The following is a 1,471-nucleotide window of genomic DNA, read 5'->3' as shown; positions in this document are numbered from 1 at the left end:
GCAACTCGCCCACGGCCACGGCCACCGCCGGCAACCAGCAGACCAACGCGCCGGTGAACCCGGCGGTGCTGCAGGCGATTTTGCAGTTGCTGCTGGATGACTGAGCGGCGCTCGGCCATGCGACGAAGCAAACGGGGAATGAGGGAGTCAGGATGACGAAGCAGACATCGTGGACGGCCGGGCGCCGCGCGTTGACGGCCCTGCTGACGGCGGGCGCCGTCCTGGCGCCGATGCAGGCGCGCGCGGGCCAGTACTGGTGCGACGGGACGGTGTCCCAGACCTGGTTGGATTCCGACGGGCTGCTGTACGTGTACTCGTCCTGGCGCAACCAGAACACACGCTTGTGCAGTCTCAACCAGACGCTCACCGGTAACGCCGTGACGATTTCGCCGGCGACCTGCGCGGGCTGGCTATCGCTGATCAAGCAGTCGATGGCCAACGCCAAGCCGGTGACGATCTATTACGTGGATTCACCGGTCGCCTGCGATCAACTGGCCACGTACGAGCAGGCGCCGTTGCCGCGGTACGTGATGCTGAAGACGTCCTGACGGTCCGACGAGGACCCCAAGCAAGCCAATACGACGAGTCCGGGCCACCCGGACCAGGGAGAGGAAAACATGCGTGCATTCCGGCTCGCGACGTCCATGGGACGAGGCGCGTGGCGCTCGGCAAGCCTCGTGCTGCTGGCGCTGGCGTGGACGGGCGCCGCCCAGGCGGACCCGTCCTACAGCTACAGCCGCACCAGCGCGTTCACCTACAAGGCCAACGGCCTGCTGGAGAGCGAGACGGTCGAGCCGGACCAACCGAGCCTGTGCGTGACCACGTCCTACACGTACGGGGACGCCTTCGGCAACAAGACCGCCACCACGACGGCCAACTGCGGCGGGGCCTCGGCGCTGGCGCAGTTCACGCCGCGCGGCGCCACGGCCAGTTACGCGCAGCAGACGGTGACGGTGGCCGGCGTGAGCGTCACGGTGCCCGCGGGCACCTTCGCCACCAGCGCCGCCAACGCGCTGAGCCAGAGCGAGACGCGCGAGTACGACCCGCGCTTTGGCGCCGCCACCCGGCTCGTGGGACCCAACAGCCTGCCCACGACCTGGGCGCTGGACGACTTCGGCCGCAAGGTGCTGGAGACGCGCGCCGACGGCACCAGCACCGCCGTCTACTACTGCTGGCTCAGGGTCTACGACGCGGCCTCGGGCACCCTGGTCGAGGCGACCTCGTCCAACGCGCCCTCGGGCAGCGCGGGCTGCCACAACGGCACCGCGCCGGCCATCGCATCGCCCGCCAGCAATGAAGCACCCAGCGACGCGGTGCGCTTCGAACACACCGTCACGCTCAAGGGCGGGTCGGCGATCTCGGGTTTCGCGCGGGTGTATTACGACCGCGCGGGCCGCAAGATCCGCAGCGTCGCCGAGGGCTTCGACGGCGCCGGGCAGCCCGGCAACGCGCGGCTCATCGCGCAGGACGT

Annotated in this window: 1 protein-coding gene and 1 pseudogene; both read left to right on the top strand. The window is 69.5% G+C overall.

Going from position 1 to position 1,471, the window contains the following annotated elements:
* The first annotated feature begins 152 nt into the window (after window positions 1-152).
* Complete coding sequence (locus CDN99_RS27925) at window positions 153-548, top strand: hypothetical protein (protein ID WP_088388942.1); 396 nt, start codon at window positions 153-155, stop codon at window positions 546-548.
* Window positions 549-617: 69 nt separating this feature from the next.
* Window positions 618-1,471 (top strand): annotated as a pseudogene (locus CDN99_RS27920) (hypothetical protein); the annotation flags it as partial.

The organism is Roseateles aquatilis, assembly GCF_002205645.1.
Lineage (GTDB): Bacteria > Pseudomonadota > Gammaproteobacteria > Burkholderiales > Burkholderiaceae_C > Roseateles > Roseateles aquatilis.
The sequence above is the reverse complement of the archived record's forward strand: the minus strand, read 5'-3'. Positions and strand labels throughout refer to the sequence as shown.

Bases quoted from the DNA above. Each gene is read 5' to 3' on its own strand.
- CDN99_RS27925 (WP_088388942.1), top strand. From the start codon at position 153: ATGACGAAGCAGACATCGTGGACGGCCGGGCGCCGCGCGTTGACGGCC.